General features: G+C 60.7%; 13 protein-coding genes. 8 read left to right on the plus strand and 5 right to left on the minus strand.

Features of this window, described 5'->3' with window-relative positions; genetic code table 11:
• Positions 1 to 7 precede the first annotated feature (7 nt).
• The gene (locus PK789_RS05570; protein ID WP_324307605.1) at positions 8 to 2,056 is read right to left on the minus strand and encodes a M1 family metallopeptidase; all 2,049 of its coding nucleotides are present in this window, start codon (positions 2,054 to 2,056) and stop codon (positions 8 to 10) included.
• A gap of 246 nt (positions 2,057 to 2,302) precedes the next feature.
• Between PK789_RS05570 and PK789_RS05575 the strand changes: the two genes are divergently transcribed.
• Positions 2,303 to 4,225 carry a tetratricopeptide repeat-containing sulfotransferase family protein gene (locus PK789_RS05575; protein WP_324307606.1) on the plus strand — a complete coding sequence of 641 codons (1,923 nt, stop codon included), beginning with the start codon at positions 2,303 to 2,305 and terminating at the stop codon, positions 4,223 to 4,225.
• 69 nt (positions 4,226 to 4,294) lie between these two features.
• A complete protein-coding gene (locus tag PK789_RS05580) occupies positions 4,295 to 6,820 on the plus strand; it encodes a TonB-dependent receptor (RefSeq protein ID WP_324307607.1) in 2,526 nt (841 codons plus the stop codon).
• A 104-nt stretch (positions 6,821 to 6,924) separates the two neighbouring features.
• Here the strand turns inward: PK789_RS05580 and PK789_RS05585 are convergent, their stop codons facing one another.
• The 3 genes from PK789_RS05585 to PK789_RS05595 form a co-directional block, all read right to left on the minus strand.
• Positions 6,925 to 7,851 carry a peptidylprolyl isomerase gene (locus PK789_RS05585; RefSeq protein WP_324307609.1) on the minus strand — a complete coding sequence of 309 codons (927 nt, stop codon included), beginning with the start codon at positions 7,849 to 7,851 and terminating at the stop codon, positions 6,925 to 6,927.
• 30 nt (positions 7,852 to 7,881) lie between these two features.
• Positions 7,882 to 9,138, minus strand: a complete 1,257-nt coding sequence (locus tag PK789_RS05590; protein WP_324307621.1) for a polyhydroxyalkanoate depolymerase — start codon at positions 9,136 to 9,138, stop codon at positions 7,882 to 7,884.
• Between the two features lie 85 nt (positions 9,139 to 9,223).
• On the minus strand, positions 9,224 to 9,817 hold the full coding sequence (locus PK789_RS05595) for a class I SAM-dependent DNA methyltransferase (protein ID WP_324307611.1): 594 nt from the start codon (positions 9,815 to 9,817) through the stop codon (positions 9,224 to 9,226).
• 154 nt (positions 9,818 to 9,971) lie between these two features.
• Between PK789_RS05595 and PK789_RS05600 the strand changes: the two genes are divergently transcribed.
• On the plus strand, positions 9,972 to 10,391 hold the full coding sequence (locus PK789_RS05600) for a HemJ family protein (RefSeq protein WP_324307613.1): 420 nt from the start codon (positions 9,972 to 9,974) through the stop codon (positions 10,389 to 10,391).
• 31 nt (positions 10,392 to 10,422) lie between these two features.
• Here the strand turns inward: PK789_RS05600 and PK789_RS05605 are convergent, their stop codons facing one another.
• On the minus strand, positions 10,423 to 12,123 hold the full coding sequence (locus PK789_RS05605) for an alkaline phosphatase (protein WP_324307614.1): 1,701 nt from the start codon (positions 12,121 to 12,123) through the stop codon (positions 10,423 to 10,425).
• 97 nt (positions 12,124 to 12,220) lie between these two features.
• Here PK789_RS05605 and PK789_RS05610 point away from each other — a divergent pair, with 97 nt between their 5' ends.
• The 5 genes from PK789_RS05610 to PK789_RS05630 all read left to right on the plus strand — a co-directional run.
• Positions 12,221 to 13,555, plus strand: coding sequence for a dicarboxylate/amino acid:cation symporter (locus PK789_RS05610; RefSeq protein ID WP_324307616.1), 1,335 nt, complete (start codon positions 12,221 to 12,223; stop codon positions 13,553 to 13,555).
• A 152-nt stretch (positions 13,556 to 13,707) separates the two neighbouring features.
• Entirely contained in the window at positions 13,708 to 14,535 is an 828-nt protein-coding gene (locus tag PK789_RS05615; protein WP_324307623.1) for a glycine zipper 2TM domain-containing protein, read from the plus strand.
• Between the two features lie 123 nt (positions 14,536 to 14,658).
• Positions 14,659 to 15,822 carry an acyl-CoA dehydrogenase family protein gene (locus PK789_RS05620; RefSeq protein WP_324307617.1) on the plus strand — a complete coding sequence of 388 codons (1,164 nt, stop codon included), beginning with the start codon at positions 14,659 to 14,661 and terminating at the stop codon, positions 15,820 to 15,822.
• Positions 15,823 to 15,841: 19 nt separating this feature from the next.
• Positions 15,842 to 15,970, plus strand: coding sequence for a hypothetical protein (locus tag PK789_RS05625; protein WP_324307619.1), 129 nt, complete (start codon positions 15,842 to 15,844; stop codon positions 15,968 to 15,970).
• 58 nt (positions 15,971 to 16,028) lie between these two features.
• Positions 16,029 to 18,247 (plus strand): thiamine pyrophosphate-dependent enzyme (locus PK789_RS05630; RefSeq protein ID WP_324307620.1); only part of this gene is annotated, 2,219 nt, incomplete at its 3' end.

Below are 18,247 nucleotides of genomic sequence, written 5' to 3' on the forward strand. Positions count from 1 at the left end.
TGGGCTCTCAGACGGTGGCCAGCAGGGCGAAGAAGGCTTGCAGCAGCGCGGTGACGTCGGCAAACCAGCGACGTGAGGCCTGCGGTTTGGTTTCGATGCTGTAGCTATCATTGAGTTTGTTGGCATCCATCCGCAGCAGGTTGTCGGGGTCCAGGTGTGCCGACACCGCCCTGCTGCGGGTGACCAATTCAAAGCGCTGCCAGCTCTGTTGCGAGGTCACCGGATAATCGCGGTGGCTGCCATCGGCAAATTGGATACGCAGGGTTTGTGGCGGCTTCACCACATCACGGCGCACCACCACAACGGTGCGATAGGGAAATGCGCCCTCGCCATGTTGGGCTTTCGGGTGTTTGTCCTTCCATGCCTTGCGGAGTTTTTCGATGGCCTTGTCGATCTGTTGACTGCCCACCAGCACTTGCTTGCCTTGGTAGGCGTGGTAGCCGGGCAAGGGCAGTACTTCGTGGCTGCTCATGCTGCTGATGCGGTCGTCGGTTTTACCGGTGCCATAGATATAGGCATTGAATGCCGTATGCACGATGTCGGGCTTGCCGGTGCCTTCGGCTAGGGCATCGCGCAGGTCGGCAAGACCGGGGTGACGGAATTTCCAACGCTCGTAATACAGCTGCATCGCCCGATCCATTGCGGCGTTGCCCACTTGCGCCTGAATCTGCCGCATCGCCGTGGCGGTGCGCGAATACACCGTGCCGTAGCTGCCGTCGGACAGGCGCACCCACGAGTTCAGGCCCAGTGGGTCGGCGGGGTCGGACAAGTTGGCGCTCATTCGTTCCATCTCGAACGGCGTGATCTGGGTGCCAATACCAAGCGCCTTCAGCCACGGGATGGTCAGCGCGATGTCCTGCTTGCGCACGGTCATCATGCGCTGATCCCAGTACTCATTCATGCCCTCATCGAGCATGGGTTCTTCAAATTCGTTGGAGCCAAGGATGCCGTAGAAATAGCCGTGACCAAACTCGTGCACGGTGACAAAATCCAGCATGAAGCGGTTGATGCTGCCCGGTGTCACCGTCGAGGTGTTGTCGGCGGTAAAAAAGGTGGGGTACTCCATTCCACCGGCTTCTTTGGCGCCATACGGCGGCACCACGGCGGTCACGGTCTTGTATGGGTAGGCACCTAGCGTCTTTGAAAAATACGCCAGCGAGTCAATCGTGGCTTGCGCCACCGGCTCGGCATTGCTGGTGTATTCGGGGTGGTAAAGCACCTTCACTTCCACCGGGCCCAGCGGGCCATGCCAAGTCTTGATCAGCGGCTTGGCGTAGCGTTTGTCGGCGGTCCAGGCAAAATCGTGCACGTCGTCTTGCACATAGCGATGCGTGGTTTTTCCGGCCTTTTCTGTCGGTGAGCCCTGCAACTGGCCGGTAGCACCCACGATGTAATCCTTGGGCACGGTGATGCGCACGTCGTAGCTGCCGTAATCGGCATAGAACTCGCTGTGCAGGTGGAATTCGTGGGCGTTCCAGCGCGGCGCGGTGGCACCGCGTTCGCCGGGGAGTTCTAGCACGCCAATCTTCGGAAACCACTGGCCAACCAAGTGGAAGCTGCCGTAGTAACCGGTGCGCGCCACCACGCGCGGCAGTTGGTCGAAAAAGGCAATGTCCAGCGTGGTGCTGGCACCGGCGGCCACCGGTTGCGGCAAGTCGATACGCACCACACTGCGATCGGTTTTGGGGCCGTTGTCAGGCTGCACAAAGGTCCATGTTGCCGCCGCGCCGCCCTGAACGACTTTATCCAAACGGATATAGCCGTATTCGCCATCGTGGGTGGCAACATTGCTGCGAAACCCGCCGGCACTGGCGCGTTGCTCGGTCATGAAGGTGCTGCCTGGCCCATCGAAACCATTCAAATACATGTGCAAATAAATGCTGCACACCGGCTGATTGCTGCGGTTGCGCCAGGTCAATTGCTGCTTGCCGGTCAGCGTGTGCTTGACTGGGTCAAGCTCGGCGTCGATGGCATAGCGCACCACGCGGTCGGACAAACTGGCTTCGTTGCCGGTGCGGGCACCGCCCCAAGCCTGCGCGGCGCTGGATTCCCGCACGGCACCGGCGTCTCGCCCGGCTAGCGGAATCGTATTGCAACTTCCCGTCGATACCGCAGTTGCCGTGGCTGGCGCGGGGGTTTTAGCCCAAGTGGGTTGCCAGAGCAGGGCCAGCAGCGGGGATAGAACAAGGCAAAGGCGTGAGCTGTGCATGAGAGACGTCGATGGCGGTCACAAGGTCTCTACAGTGTGCGATGCCCGCAGGCGTGGCAACATGCCGATGGTCACGGTAAGGGGAAACAAGGCATGACCACGACCAGTGCCAGCGTGAACGCGGCGTTGGCGCATGCGCTGCAATTGCTGGCAACCCAGCCAGCGTTGGCCGCGCAGCAAGCGCAGGAAATTCTGACCAGTGTGCCCGGGCATCCGGGCGCGCTATTGGTGCAAGGGCTGGCCGCCAATGCGCAGCAGGACTATGCGCAAGCGATAGCCATTTTGCGGCCCTTGGTGCAAGCGCAGCCAGCAGCAATTGGCGCATGGTTAGCACTGGCGGATGCGTATTTTGCGCAGGGTGATGAGGACGCTGCAGACGCTGCGTATCTGCAATCTGTGCGGCACAGCGCGCACAGCACAGAATTGATGCAGGCCGCCGATGCGCTTGCACAAGGACACTTACCCGACGCCGAAACTCGCCTGCGTGCACGTCTGCAGCGCCAGCCTAGCGATGTTGCCGCGCTGCGCATGCTGGCCGAATTGGCCGCGCGCTTGGGCCGCAATGACGAGGCGATTGCCATACTGGAACAGGTCGTGCAGCGCGCACCCAGCTTCGATGCCGCGCGGCAAAATTTGGCAATGCTGCGCAATCGCGGCAATCAACATGCTGAAGCCTTGGCCGACATCGATTATTTATTGGCGCGTGACCCCGACAACCAAGGCCTGCACAACTTGCGCGCGGTGGTGCTAGGGAAATTAGGTGCGTTTGATGATGCCATTGCCGCTTACGAAGGCGTACTCGCGAAATTGCCCGAGCAGTGGCAAGTTTGGTTGGGTTATGGGCATGCGCTGAAAACCGCCAATCGCACCGCCGACGCGGTGGCTGCCTATCGGCGCGCGCTGGCCATCAATCCCGGCTTTGGTGGGGCATGGTGGAGTTTGGCCAACCTCAAAACCGTGCGTTTTGATGCCGATGACATCACGGTAATGCAGGCGCAATTGCAGCGAGATGATCTGGATGATGATGCGCGACTGCATTTCGAATTCGCACTTGGCAAGGCGCAAGAAGATGCCGGTGCCGATGCCGCTGCGTTTGCGCACTATGCGCGCGGCAATGCCCTGCGGCGTCGGCAATTGCCGTATGACGCCGCCTTGAACCATGCCCGCTGCGTACGCGCGATGCAGACCTACACCCCGGAGTTCTTTGCCGCGCGAGCTGGCAGCGGCAGCGCGGCGTGCGACCCGATTTTTGTGGTGGGTATGCCGCGTGCTGGCTCTACGTTGATCGAGCAAATTCTGTCCAGCCACCCGCAGGTTGAAGGCACGATGGAGTTGCCGGCCATCATTGCCATCACCCGCGAGTTGCGTCAGCGCGATGGCAACCCGGAGACCACCGCCTATCACGATGTACTGGCGGGCTTGGATGCGGCGGCATTGACCGCTTTGGGTGAAGACTACCTGCGACGCACGCAGTCACAACGGCATGCAGGCAAACCGTTTTTCATCGACAAGATGCCAAACAATTTTGCGCATGTGGGGCTGATTCAACTGATCTTGCCGAACGCAAAAATCATCGACGCACGCCGGCATCCAATGGCCTGCTGTTTTTCCAATTTCAAACAACACTTTGCCCGCGGGCAAGCGTTCAGTTATGACCTTGCCGACATGGGGCATTACTACGCCGACTACGTGGCATTGATGGCGCATTTTGATGCGGTGCTGCCAGGCCGCATCCATCGCGTCCTCTATGAAGACATGGTGACCGATACCGAGGCCCAGGTGCGGGCGTTGCTGGACTACTGCGGGCTTGCATTTGACCCGCAGTGCCTGCGGTTTTTTGAGAACACCCGCGCCGTGCGTACCGCCAGCTCAGAACAGGTGCGCCGGCCGATCTACCGCGAAGGGTTGCAGCAATGGCAACGGTTTGCGCCGTGGCTGGGGCCGCTGCAGCAGGCCTTGGGGCCGGTTTTGGCGCACGCACAGCTGCCGCAAGCGGGTGGGATTGCCGGTTTTTAGTTAAATATGCGTAAATCAACAATGTTGAACCAATAACAACAACCGTGGTGATTCGGAGGGGAGTCCGTGATGCAAGCAACTAAATACAAGCAGTTACGCAAAATTCCGTTGGCCGCTGCGGTGGCGTTGGTGTTTGCCGCGCCGGTATGGGCGCAAACCGCCAGCCCCGCGCCTGCGGCCAAGCAGGTGAGCAAAGAGGCGGGCAAGGACAAAGACACGCGCACGCTGGGCGCGGTCACGGTGACTGCGCAAAAGCGCGAGGAGAACCTGCAAAAGGTGCCAATCAGCTTGCAGGTATTGGGCAGCGAGCAGCTGGAGCAGCACAACGTCCTGAGCTTCAATGATTACGCCAAGATGATCCCCAGCCTGAGCTACGGCACCGCCGGCGGCGGGGTGTTCTCGGGGCCGGGCTTTGTGCAGGTGTATATGCGCGGCGTGGCCAGTGGTGGCGATGGCAATCACTCCGGTTCGCAGCCCAGCGTGGGCATGTATTTGGACGAGCAGCCCATCACCACCATCCAGGGTGCGCTCGATATCCACATGTATGACATCGACCGCGTCGAGGCGCTGGCCGGCCCGCAAGGGACTTTGTATGGCGCTAGCTCGCAGGCCGGCACGGTGCGCATCATCACCAAAAAGCCCGACCCGTCTGGATTTTCGGCAGGTTTTGCCACCGAGTTGAATGCTATTGATGGTGGCGGCATCGGGCATGTGTTGGAAGGCTTCGTCAACCTGCCCATCAATAGCGGCAGTGCGGTGCGCTTGGTGGGCTGGCAAAAACATGACGCCGGCTATGTGGACAATCTGCACGGCACCCGTACCTATCCCACCTCGCACATCGTGGCCGATAACGCGAATTTGGCCGAAAAAAACTACAACACCGCCGATACCGCCGGTATCCGTGGCGCGCTGCGTTTCGATATCAATGATCGCTGGACCATCACCCCGCAACTGATTGCGCAAAAGCAAAAGGCCTATGGCAGCGCCGGCATCGACCCCATGGTGGGGAGTGCGGCGGCGGGCTACGACGCCTCCCGCAGTGACATGGCGGTCAAGCATTTCCACCCCGAGTCTTCGGATGATCGTTGGTGGCAGGCGGCGATGACGGTAGAGGGCAAGATCGGTAATTTCGATTTGACCTATGTGTTCTCGCATCTCAAGCGCGATGTCGATTCTGAATCCGACTACAGCGATTACGGTTATTGGTATGACGCGCTGGCCGGTTACGGTGCGTATTTCTATGACAACAGCGGCGCGCTGGTCAATCCATCGCAATACATCCAAGCCACCGATGGCTACCGGCGCACCAGTCACGAACTGCGTATCGCGTCGCCGCAGGACAACCGCGTGCGGGTGGTGGCGGGGGTGTTCTGGCAGCAGCAAGAGCACCAAATCCATCAGCGCTACCGCATCGACAATCTGGCCGATGTGCTGTCGGTCAGCGGTTGGCCCAATACCATTTGGCTGACCCAGCAAGAGCGCAAAGATCGCGATCAGGCAGTGTTTGGGCAGGTGAGTTTTGATGCCACCGACAAGCTGGAATTGACCGCCGGTGGCCGCTGGTTCAAGACCAGCAACAGTCTGAAGGGCTACTTCGGGTTTGCCAATGGCTATTCGTCCGGTAGCAGTCTGGATCCGGTGGATCGTTATGGTGAGGCTGGCTGCTATGCGCAATACGGGGCCAAGTCCAACTGGGTGTCGTTTGAAGGTGCGCCGTGCGTGGTGGTGGACAAAGGGGTGAAGGAAAGCGACGCCACGTATCGCCTCAATGCCACGTGGAAAATCGACGATAAAAAATTGGTGTACGCCACGTGGTCACAAGGCTTCCGCCCCGGCGGCATCAATCGTCGCGGCACCTTGCCGCCGTATGTGTCGGACTTCTTGACCAATTATGAGCTGGGTTGGAAAACCTCATGGGCCGGCGATACCCTGACCTTCAACGGTGCGCTGTTTCGTGAAAATTGGAAGGATTTCCAGTTCTCGTATTTGGGGCAGAACGGCCTGACCGAAATCCGCAATGCCAACCAAGCCAAGATTGATGGCTTGGAGTTGGACTTGACCTGGGCGGCCAGCTACAACTTGCAGATCAATGCCGGCTTTGCTTGGTATGACGCCAAATTGACCGAAAACTTCTGCGGTTGGCTGCGGCCAGATGGCAAACCGGAAACCGTGTGCCCTGCCGGCACTTTGGACCCCAAGGGCAATGTGGTAACCGGGCCACAGGCACCGGCGGGCACCCAGCTACCCATCACGCCTCGCTTCAAGGGGAACTTGAATGCCCGCTACACCTTCGATTTAGGTTCGGGCGAAGCGTATTGGCAGGCATCTTTGTCACATGCGGGCAAGCGTCGGGTGGATATGCGTAACGCCGAAACCGGCTTGTTGGGCTATCTGGATGCCTACACCTTGCTGGATCTTTCCGCCGGCTGGCGCAAGGACAGTTGGTCGATTGATGTGTTCTTGAAGAACGCACTCAACGAACGTGCGCAGATGAGCCGCTTCGCCCAATGCGCGGCGCTGACCTGTGGCCACGAGCCGTATACCGTGATCGCACAGCCGCGCACGCTGGGCGTGCGGTTTAGTAAGGATTTTTGACCTAAGGCAACGCTGACCAAGGCCCGAGTGCTTTGTTGTTCGTCATCCCCGGGAAGGCGGGGATGACGGGCAAACGCAGGATGACGGGTGAAGCGCTTGCTGACTCAGGGCTTCGCCGGTACTTCCCGTACCGGCAGGCTGACATTGCACAAGTCAATATGCCCCGGCGGTTGGGTGTAGAAATCATCCTTGCGGTTGCGCCGCACTTCGGTGGCGTCAATAAAGGCTTGGCTATCGGTACGCAATAATTGCAGCCGGGTGCGTTGCGCTTCGGGTACGTCGCTGGCCAGTTTGATGGCAACAATCGGTGTGCGCAGTTTGGGGTCGGTGTAAAAACCCATGGGTGCCGGGCCACGCGGGATCACACTGAGCAGTTCCATGCCTTTCACCACCCGCCCGACCACGGTCAATTGATGGTCCAGCGCACGCGGGGATTGCCCGGTCACCACATAAAGTTCTGCACCGATGCTGCTATCGGGGGCGTTATTACGGCCAGCACCCAGGGCACCATAACAATGCGTCATCCAGACCTTGCCGGTCTTGGGGTTGCGGCCTGCCGGAAAGCCATCGACAAACCCCACTTGCGGTGCCCAACCATCCATATCTTTTAGCCGGTCAAAGCGCACGCCTTTGTCGCTGCGGGTAAATTCTGCGGGTAGATGGGTTTGCGTGCCAGCGGGGTAGGGCTTGGCTTTGCCGGCTTCTTCGCCATCCGGGTCACCAAACTGCACCACAAAATTGTCTTGCGAACGGTAGATGTTCAGGCCATCCCAAAATCCACCCTTGGCCATGGTTTTGATATTGGCCACATGCTGGGGCGCAAAACCGGGGGCCAGCTCGATGATCACGCGACCACTGGCCAACTCCATGTACAGCGTGTTGGCCGGGTCTAAATCACGCCACGCACTGGCGGGCGCGGCGTCGATGATGGCTTGTGCGGTTTTTTGCTTGGGTGGTTGCGCAGGCGTTGCCGCAAGCGCAGGCAGGGTGACGGCGGTGGCAAGCGCAACGACAAGCAATCGATGACGCATAAGGGGAGCTCCGGTGGTCAAACCCGGAGTCTAGCCGGTTGCCGCACCTGTATGCGCCGCAATGAACGCACGCACCTGCGGATACACTTCGGTGCGCCAACGACGACCACTGAAGATGCCGTAATGGCCGGCACCTTGTGCAGTGAGATGTTTGCGATGCCGCGCCGGGATGCCGGTACACACATCATGCGCGGCGCGGGTTTGGCCCTGGCCGGAAATATCATCCAGCTCGCCTTCCACGGTGAGCAGTGCGCAGGTTTGGATTTTCGAGGGGTCCACCCGCTCGCCGGCCACATCCCACAGCCCGCGCGGCAGCAGGTGGTCTTGGAAGACAGTGCGGATAGTGTCGAGGTAATACTCGGCCGGCATGTCCAGCACCGCGTTGTATTCGTCATAAAACTTGCGATGCGACTGCGCCGAGCTGAGATCGCCCTTGAGCAAGTCTTGATAAAAATCCCAATGCGATTGGCCGTGGCGCTCGGGGTTCATCGCCACAAATCCCATGTGCTGCAAGAAGCCCGGATACACGCGGCGGCCAGCACCCGGGTAGTTGGCAGGCACGGTATGGATAACGTTGTTTTCAAACCACCACAGCGGTTGCCGGGTGGCCAAATTGTTGACCGCAGTCGGCGACTGGCGGGTGTCGATGGGGCCGCCCATCATCGTCATCGAGCATGGCAGGGCTTCACCGCGCGCGGCCATCAGTGAAATAGCGGCCAACACCGGCACGGTGGGTTGGCACACGCTGATCACATGCAAATTGTCCGTGCCGATATGACGGATGAAGTCCTGCACATAGGCGATGTAGTCGTCCAGCGTGAACGCGCCTTGCGCCACCGGCACCATGCGTGCGTCGGTCCAATCGGTGATGTAGACCTTGTGGTCGGCCAATAGCGTGCGCACGGTGTCGCGCAACAAGGTGGCGTGATGCCCAGACAACGGCGCAACCACCAGAACTGTGGGGTCATCCTTCATCCGCGCCAAACCGTCGGCTTGATCGTGATAACGCTTGAAGCGCAGCAGCCGACAAAATGGCTTCTCCAGCACCACGCGCTCCACCACCGGAATGGCCAGGCCTTCCACCTCGATCTGGTGGATGCCGAACTCGGGTTTCTCGTAGTCTTTGCCCAACCGATACAGCAATTCATACGCCGCCGCCGTGCGCTGCGCGCCGGGCAGACTTGTCAGCCAGCTTTCGTGACTGGAAAACATCTTGGCACCAGCATCGGCCCAATAGGTACAGGGCGCAAGGCTGGCGCGCCAGAATTCATGCCATTGGTAGAGCATCATGAGGTGGTGAAGTCCCGATTGCGGCGATGCAGCATAACGTAATGTCGGCGTGCTCTTGTGACTCGGCGCACGCTTTGCAAGATTAGCCGGGAAGTTCCAGTGCGGTGGCCAGGGCAACCCGTGACGGCGACAACCAGCAATGCGAACCCAGCGGGTGCAGGCCCAACCCGCGCAGGCGTTCGCGGTAGAACGCCGCATTGCGCTGTTTGAAGGCGTCCTCGTCGCCCACCGCGCCATCACCACGGGTAAAGACTTCAATGAAGGCAACCCCAGCGCAGAGCTCGGCCAAGGCCGGCAGGCCGCGATCGAGTTCGCGGGTGTCCAAGTAATGCAGCACATCGCTACAGATCAGCAGGTCCACCGGCGCGCACGGGCGCAAGTGTTCAAAATCGGCAAACCGTGCCCAATGCAGATTGCGTGCGCGGCCATGGCGGGCGATGGCGTAGTCGCTGCTATCGAAGCCCAGATAGGCAAGCTTTGGACGCAGCTTCAGCAAGGGCGCGCGCCATGCACCTTCACCGCAGCCGATGTCCAGCACGCTGCGGATGGGGCGTTCCAAATGGTATTCGGCGGTGGCTACGGCCAGCGCCACCTTGCGCGCCAGTCGTGCCGCACCGCCGATGCCGCCGGTGCGGTACCACTGGTCGAAATAGGCGCGGTCGTAATGTTTGCTCATCGTATATCTCAACATTTGGTTGGCATGAAAGGCCGGTCACTCCCGTATCGATGGGAGCCCAATGGCGTTGGCCGTTTCTGGTTTGATGATGGCGCATGTCAGAATCAAAGTCTGGATCCCTGTCTGCACGGGGATGACGATCAAGAGCAGCCCGATGGCCTATTTACTTGTCAAAACGTTGCATCTGGTATTTGTAATCGCATGGATGGCGGCGGTGTTCTACCTGCCGCGCATCCTCGTCAATATCGCCGAAGCCGGGGATGCGCCGGCGGTGCGTGAGCGATTGTTCTTGATGGGGCAGCGGTTGTATCGCTTCGGGCATGTGATGTTTGCCATCACGTTGATGTTGGGGTTGCTGCTGTGGCTGCACTTCCATGTGGCCGGTGGCTGGCTGCACGCCAAGTTACTGTTGGTGGTGCTGCTGTTGGCCTACTACATCGTCAGTGGGCGCATGTTGAAACGTGCCGCCACTGGCACGCCACTGCCCTCGGCACGCGCGCTGCGTTGGTTCAATGAATTGCCGTTGCCGCTATTGGTGATGATTGTGTGGTTGGTCTTGGCCAAACCGTTTTGATGGTGCTGTGCAAGCGCATCTGAGATGTGAGTTAAGGCTGGACCACATCCAATGTTGGTAATGTCACCGGCACCCCGTGGGCATCGCACAAACCCTTGCTGCATAGTGCCGCACGCAGGCGTGGGGTGGCCTGCACGATGATGTGGTACAGCGCGTTTTGCTCCAGCGAGCCGCGCACCGCATCGCTGCCGGGGCCGCGTGCCCACACGCCCACATCCTCACCGCCGTGGCTTTCGCTGGACAGCGGTACCAAGGCTTCTTGCATGTACTCAGGGTCGGTGGTGTCGATACCGCTCAGGTCGGGGCGCGCCGTGGCCGGCGCGAGGATTTTTTTCGGCCAATGAGGGTGGTGTTTGGCACCGGCGGGTTGCACGTCGGTGGCACTGGTATTGCCGGGGCCGTTGGCATAACTGAGGGTGGTGTACGGCTGGCCGCCCAGATCTTTGGCAAGGTCGCCGGGCTGCCCATCAAAGCTATTGCGCCCGCGCACCTTGCCCAAGATCGGGTTGCCACGGGTGGGGTAACCAACAAAATTGAGGGTGTGCGAATGGTCAGCGGTGACCACGATCAAGGTGTCATCGGCGGAGGTCGCTTGCATCGCCACCCGCACCGCATCGGAAAACGCAATCGTTTCGTCCAGTGCGCGAAATGCATTGCCTTCGTGGTGGGCCATGTCGATTTTTGCGCCTTCCACCATCAGCACATAGCCCTGCGGGCTGCGTGCAAGATGGGTGATGGCGGTGCGGGTCATCTCGGCCAGGCTCGGTTCGGTTGCGGCGGCGGCCTTGCGATCAAAATCGAACCGCATGTGGTCGTCATTGAATAGCCCCAATACCTGTGCGGCCTTGCTGCTGACGGCCAGTTGCGCAGCAGTTTCGACATACGCACCGTGCGGGTGGGCTTGCTTCCATTCGCTAATTAAATCGCGGCCATCGCGGCGCAGGCCTTTTTTGTCCGGCTGCTGGGGGGCGCTTTCGGCGTTGGTCAAAAACTCTTTGCGCCCACCGCCCAGCACGATGGATGGGCCATGCCCATTGCGGGTGGCCTCGATCAATTGCAGGGCGATGTCCTTGCAGCCATCGGTCACTGCTTGTGCCGGCAGTGCGGCATCGTTTTCCCAGTTGCGGTTGGGGACATGCGCATAGGTGGCAGCCGGGGTGGCATGGGTGATGCGTGCGGTGGTCACCACGCCGGTGGCAAGACCGGCGGTATCGGCCAGTTCCAGCCAGGTTTGTGCGTGCTTGCCCAGGCTGTCTTTGCAATCGTTGCGAGTACCGGCAGTCACACCGATTGCGCCCATATGGGTTTTCACGCCGGTGGTTATGGCGCTCATGGTGCCGGCCGAATCGGGCACTTGTGAGTCGGTGTTATAGGTCTTGCTGAACGCGGTGGCCGGGAAGGTTTCAAAACTCAGCCGGTTCTCTTCGCCACTGCTGCCCTTGCGCTGTCCCTCCAAGATGCGTGCGGCGGCCACCGTGGTCAGGCTCATGCCATCACCCAAAAACACGATGACATTTTTGGCGCGCCCGGCCATGGCACCACGTTGCGCGGCTTGCGCAGCGCCGTCGCGATACCACCACGCGGGGGTTTCACCGGCGGGATGGGCCACGGTAGGCACCGGGGTTTCCACGGCGCGTGCAGATACTGGGTTGACAGGGTTGCTGGCGCAGGCGGCAAGGGCGAAGCACAGGGCCAGCGGCAGGGTGTGGGCAGCGCGTATTGATGATGTCATCCCACCATTATCACCCGGCACTGCGGCCGCAGTGTTGCAGACATGGCGCTAACGCAAGGGGCGGCGCTCGGGTATCGTTTGCGCAGGTTTTTACCGGATGGCCCGCATGTTGGATTGGTGGTTTCGCATCAAGTTTTGGAAGCGCGTGGCCGCAGGCTTCGTGTTGGGCGCACTGGCAGGCTGGGCATTTGGGCCCAATGCCGAGGTCTGGTTCAGCCCCTTGGGGGATCTGTACGTCACCTTGATCAAGATGATCGCGGTGCCATTGGTGTTTTTTGCGGTGATCAATGCCGTGGCCTCACTGAGCGGGCAAAAATCCATCGCCGCCTTGGCTGGGCGCACCTTCTTGTGGTTTGCACTGACCGCCGTATTGGCAGTGGGCGTGGGTCTGGCGTTTGGCTGGTTGTTGCATCCGGGGGCCGGTGTTGGCACCTTGAAAATTGCGTCGGACTACACCCCCAAGGATGTGCCGGGCGCGTTGGATATGTTGATGAATCTGGTGCCGGCCAACCCGTTTCAAGCCTTGGGTGGTGCGGCGCAGGCAGAATTGCACGATGGCACCAAAGTACTGGTGCCGCGCAATGGTACCGTGTTGCAGGTGATCTTTTTCGCGGGCCTGGTGGGCTTTGCGATGGTCAAGCTGGGTGAAAAAGTGGCCGGCGTGCGCAAGCTGGTGGGCGAGGCCAGCGAGGTGATGATTCAGGTCACCCGCTACGTGTTGGAGTTCACCCCATTTGGCACCTTTGGTTTGATTGCGGCCTTGGTGGGCGGCTATGGCTTTGACCAGCTAAGGCCGTTGCTGATGTTTGTGGTGGCGCTGTATGCCGCCTGCGCCTTCCACATCACGGTGGTGTATAGCGGCTTGTTGTTGGCGCATGGGCTGAACCCGTTGAAATTTTTCCGGGGCGCTGCGCCGGCGATGGAAGTGGGCTTTGTGGCCTCCAGCAGTTTTGCCGCACTGCCGGTATCGCTGCGCAGTGCCACCCACAATTTGGGTGTGGATAAAGATTACGCCGCGTTCGCGGTGCCGCTGGGTGCCACCATCAAAATGGATGGGTGCGGTGCCATTTATCCGGCATTGGCAGCGGTGTTTATTTCGCAATATGCCGGGATCGAGTTGTCGCTCTCGCAATATCTGATTATCGCGCTGGCCTCGGTATTGGGCAGTTTTGGTACCGCTGGGGTGCCGGGCACGGCGGTGATCATGGCCACCGTGGTGTTGTCTGCGGCGGGCCTGCCGCTGGAGACCATCGGTTATCTGTACGCCATCGACCGCGTGTTGGACATGATGCGCACGATGACCAATGTCACCGGGCAGGTGTTGGTGCCGGTACTGGTGGCGAAAGAAACCGGCATGCTCGACCACGCCATCTACGACGCTGCGCCCAGCAATGTGGGCATGCGTGAGGGCGATGCCGGCGATCTGGAATAGCGACGGCGATCGGCCCCTGCGGGCAACCGCTTCGATATTTCTGAATGCGAGCATACGGAGGGCGTGCGCTGGCCGAATTTGTGGGGTGTCGATTCAGATTGAACATGCTGAAATCCAAACCGGATCAGGGGATCTCTAGAGGAATCGACAGCATGAAGAACAATACCCTTGCCGTTGCCTTGGCCGCGTTGTTGGTGGGGGGCGTGGCCACCGCCGGTTTCATGAATACACGCAGCCATCAAGCCCCCGCGCCGGTGCCGCAGCCACTGGCTGTCGCGCCCACGCAACAACCCACACAAGCCATCGAGCCGATGCCCGCCAGCAGCGCCATCGCCACGCCGGCAGCGTTGGGCGTGGCCTACGCCGATGTCCTCGATGTCCAGCCGGTGACCCGACGCGAGCCGCTGTATGCCAGCGTGATTGGCAGCGATCCCGTGCGCGAGTCCAGCACCATGGATACCCCCCAGCAAGTGTGCAATGACGTAGTCGTGCAAGAACGCCTGCCCGAGCGCGATGGCAATGTGGGCGGTACCGTGGCCGGTGCGCTGATTGGTGGCTTGGTGGGCAACCAAGTGGGGCGTGGCAACGGTCGCAAGGCAGCAACCCTGGCCGGCGCGGTGGGCGGCGGCTTTATCGGTCATGAAATCGACAAGCGCCATGTGGGCGGCAGAGTGGTGGACCGCACCGAGCGGCAATGCCATACCGTCAACAATACGTCCACCCGTTCGCGCACCGTGGCTTGGAATGTGACCTATCGCAACCCCGATGGCAGCACCGGGCAGATGCGCACCGACAAAAAGCCCGGCAGTCGCATTGCTTTGGGTGATGACAGAAAAATCGTAGGCTACGACGTGACCTACCGGCTAAATGGTCAAAACCATACGCTGCGCATGGATCAAAAGCCGGGCCGCCAGCTACCGGTGATCGATGGCCAAGTGGTTACCCAAACCGCGGCTGTAGACGGCAGGGTGACGCGCTGACGAATTGCGAGGATTTACTCAAAAGGCCGGCTTTTTGCCGGCCTTTTTTACGCATAACGCAGGTATCGGTTGTGCGGCATGCACGCTTACAATGGCGGATCGTCCGAATTTATCCATAACGCCATGGCCTTGCATCCTTATGACTTGTTCGATGTCCGTTCCTTGTTGAGTGAAGAGGAGCGCGCGGTGCAAGACACCGTGGCGCGCTTCACCGACGAACGCGTGATCCCGATCATCGGCGAGGCCTTCGACCAAGGCCGCTTTCCGAAGGAATTGGTGCCGGAAATCGCCGAGCTGGGCCTGCTGGGAAGCTCGCTGCCGGAGAAATACGGTTGCGCGGGTTTGAATGGCGTCAGCTACGGCCTGATTTGTCAGGAATTAGAACGCGGTGATAGCGGCATTCGTAGTTTTGTCAGCGTGCAAAGCTCGCTGTGCATGTATCCCATCTACGCCTACGGTTCCGAAGAGCAGCGCCTGCGCTGGCTGCCGGACATGGCGGCGGGCAAGGTCATCGGCTGCTTCGGCCTGACCGAGCCGCACGGCGGCTCCGACCCGGCCAACATGAAGACCCACGCCAAGCGCGACGGCGATGACTGGGTGATCAATGGCAGCAAGATGTGGATCACCAACGGCAACCTCGCCGACATCGCGATCGTGTGGGCACAGACCGACGACGGTATTCAAGGCTTCCTGCTGGAAAAGGGCATGCCCGGTTTCAGCGCGCAGGAGATCAAGCACAAGATGAGCCTGCGCGCCTCGGTGACGAGCGCGCTGTTCTTCGACAATGTGCGTGTGCCGGACAGCAGCCGCCTGCCCAATGTGAAGGGCTTGAAAGGCCCGCTGGGCTGCCTGACCCAAGCCCGCTACGGCATCACCTGGGGCCCGGTGGGTGCGGCGATTGCCTGCCTGGATGAAGCGCTGAATTATTCGAAAGAACGCATCTTGTTCGACCGCCCGGTGGCCGCCACCCAAAGCGCCCAGCTCAAGCTGGCCGACATGGCCCGCCGCATCACCACAGCGCAACTGCTAGTGCTGCAATTGGGCCGCCTGAAAGACGCCGGCACCATGGTGCCGCAGCAAGTGTCATTGGCGAAGTGGAACAACTGCCGCATGGCGATTGATATCGCCCGCGAGTGCCGCGATTTGCTGGGCGCTGCCGGCATCACCACCGAGCACGCCGCCATTCGCCATGCGCTGAATCTGGAATCGGTGATCACCTATGAGGGTACCGAAACCGTGCATCAGCTGGTGATTGGCCGTGAGCTGACCGGTATCAACGCGTTCTGACCTGAAGGGGAACCGGGGCATGGACTTCGGCCCGACGCTGAAAGGCCCGGGCAAGCTGCTGCCGCCGTTCGAGGACGTAGTGATCGAGGTCTGGGGCCAGACCCGTGTGCAATGGCTGGAACGACGCCAGCCGTCCACCGCGACCTGATCATCACGACACCACGACATCACGGCGGGCCGCGATCCGCCATACCGAGACAAGTGCCATGTTCAACACCGTTCCCAATCCCATTCCCGCCCGCATGAAGGGCTTGAACCGCGCCGAAATCTGCGACGTCAATTTCAGCGAGTTCGTAAAGAATTGGACGGGGTCGCCACTTCCAAAGCCGGCTCCCGGTGAGGCCATTCTCGACGGCAGCGCGCTCAACGCGCAGGGCTTTCGCGAGTTGTTCGAATCGCAGCTGATCTCGCGCCATCTGGACTTGATGGCGCGGGTGTTGCGGGTGCAGAACAAGGTCTTCTACACCATTGGTTCTTCCGGCCACGAAGGCAATGCAATGGTGGCGCGGGCGGCGCGGCATACCGACCCGGCGTTTTTGCACTACCGCAGCGGCGGTTTCATGGCCGAACGCTTCCGCAAGCTGCCGGGCATGGATCCAATCATGGATTCAGCGCTGAGCTTTGCCGCCAGCGCCGAAGACCCGGCCAGCGGTGGCCGCCATAAAGTGTGGGGCAGCAAGCCCTTGTGGGTGCTGCCACAGACTTCGACGATTGCCTCGCACCTGCCCAAGGCATTGGGCACGGCAGTGGCCATCGAGGCCGCCAAGCGGATTGGGCATGCGCTGCCGATTCCCGATGACAGCATCGCCATTTGCAGTTTCGGCGATGCCTCCAGCAATCACGCAACGGCACAGACCGCATTCAATGCCGCCTCGTGGACGGCCTATCAAAAACTGCCCGCGCCGGTGTTGTACGTGTGCGAGGACAACGGCATCGGCATCTCGGTCAAAACGCCGGGCGGTTGGATTGCGGAAAACTTCAAGAACCGCCCCGACCTCGACTACTTCTTTGCCGATGGTTTGGACCTGGCCGCCGGCTATGGCGATGTGCTGCGCGCGGTGGAGCACTGCCGGCAGACGCGTCGTCCGACCTTCCTGCACCTGCGTACCAACCGCATCATGGGTCACGCCGGCACCGATTTCGAAATCGAATGGCGCAGTTTTGAAGAACTGTGCGCGGTGGAAGCCGCCGACCCCTTGCTGCGCAGCGCGGCGATCGCGCTGGAATCGGGCGCGATGAGCAAGGATGACATCCTCGCCTTGTACGAGGACACCCGCCGCAAATGCTTCGCCGCCGCCGAAGACGCCGACCGCCGTCCGCGCATCGAAACACTCGAGCACGTGATGGCGCCACTGGCACCGTACACGCCGGACAAGGTGGCCGCGGAAGCGGTGCGGATGCCGTCGCTGGAGGCGCGCATCAAGGCTTTCGGCAGTGAAGACAAGCTGCCGGAGAAGCAAGTCCCCAAGCATCTGGCCATCCAGATCAATCAAGCGCTGCACGACCTGTTTGCCAAGTATCCCGAGACCTTGCTGTTCGGTGAGGACGTGGCGCAAAAGGGCGGCGTGTACACCGTCACCAAGGGCCTGCACAAGGCCTTTGGCAACAAGCGCGTGTTCAACACCTTGTTGGACGAAACCATGATCCTGGGCATGGCGCAGGGTTTTGCCAATGTGGGCATGCTGCCGATACCGGAAATCCAATATCTGGCGTATCTGCACAACGCGATTGATCAGCTGCGTGGCGAAGCGTGTTCGCTGCAGTTCTTCAGCAATAACCAATATGCCAATCCGATGCTGGTGCGCATCGCCGGCCTCGGCTACCAGCGCGGTTTCGGTGGGCACTTTCACAACGACAACTCGGTCACCGCGCTGCGCGATATTCCCGGTCTGGTGGTCGGTTGCCCCTCGCGTGGCGATGACGCGGCGATGATGCTGCGCACGCTGGCCGCGCTGGCCAAGGTCGATGGCCGCGTGTGTGCGCTGCTCGAACCGATCGCGCTGTACATGACCAAGGATCTGTACGAAGCCGGCGATGGCCAGTGGTTGACCGAGTATCCAGCACCCGATCAAGCCCTGACCTTGGGCGAGGAGCGCGTCTACAACGCCGATGCCACCGATTGTGTGATCTTCAGCTACGGCAATGGCATGCCGATGAGCCTGCGCGCGGCGCGGCAGATTGAAGCCCAGCACGGCTGGAAGGTGCGCGTGGTCGACCTGCGCTGGCTGGTACCGCTGAACCACGCCGCGATCGCCAAGCACGCCGGTGAATGCGCGCGCATCCTCATCGTCGACGAAGGCCGTTTCAGCGCCGGCATTGGCGAAGGCGTGATCACCGCGATTACCGAGGCGGGTTTTGGCGGCAAGCCGCTGCAACGCGTGGTGGGGGCCGACACCTACACCCCGCTGGCCGGCGCGGCGTTCCT

The sequence above is a fragment of the Thermomonas sp. genome (assembly GCF_035369645.1).
GTDB lineage: Bacteria > Pseudomonadota > Gammaproteobacteria > Xanthomonadales > Xanthomonadaceae > Thermomonas.